At 65.4% G+C, this 526-nt stretch carries 2 protein-coding genes; both read left to right on the forward strand.

Features of this window, described 5'->3' with window-relative positions; translation table 11 throughout:
- A partial coding sequence (locus JUB13_RS31045; protein WP_207486132.1) for a hypothetical protein occupies positions 1–182 on the forward strand: 182 nt, incomplete at its 5' end.
- A gap of 64 nt (positions 183–246) precedes the next feature.
- Entirely contained in the window at positions 247–486 is a 240-nt protein-coding gene (locus JUB13_RS31050; RefSeq protein ID WP_207486133.1) for a hypothetical protein, read from the forward strand.
- The last annotated feature ends 40 nt before the right edge of the window (positions 487–526 follow it).

Genomic DNA, 526 nt, shown 5'->3' on the forward strand with positions numbered 1-526 from the left:
GGTCCGATTATTCTCATTCTGAGAAAGTTAACATCCTGGCAACCCCAAAATGCGAGGAAATGCGAAGCACTCGCAGAAGAAAATTGCGCGCCCTGCGCAGCGAAAAGCCTTGGATGCCGCAGATTTCCTGGCTTTGCCGAATTCTGCTCTTGCGGGACGGCATCTGGCATCGCGCTTGCTGAGAAGGAGGGACAGGCAGAACGCACCGGGTGCCGAGGGCGCCCGCGAGAAACGACAGGAACCGCCATGAAGTTCGAGAAGTTCGAGACCGAGTTCTCCGCCGGCGCGCTGGCCTCCTCCCTGCAGCCGCAGGTGCCGGCCCTCGACTACGCCCTCGAGATGGTCGCCCAGCTCGGCAAGGCCGGCCTCGCCGCCGTCCCCGTCAAGCCCTCCGTCGCCATGCTCACCGCCGGCGCCCGCGCGGGCGGCGTCTCCGTCGAGACCGCCTGGAAGATCTACCAGGCCATGCTCAAGGAAGAGGGCTGACAGCCCCGCCGCTGACAGTCCGCCGGCGCCACGGCCCCGA

This window comes from Arenibaculum pallidiluteum (assembly GCF_017355985.1).
GTDB classification, from domain to species: Bacteria; Pseudomonadota; Alphaproteobacteria; order Azospirillales; family Azospirillaceae; genus Arenibaculum; species Arenibaculum pallidiluteum.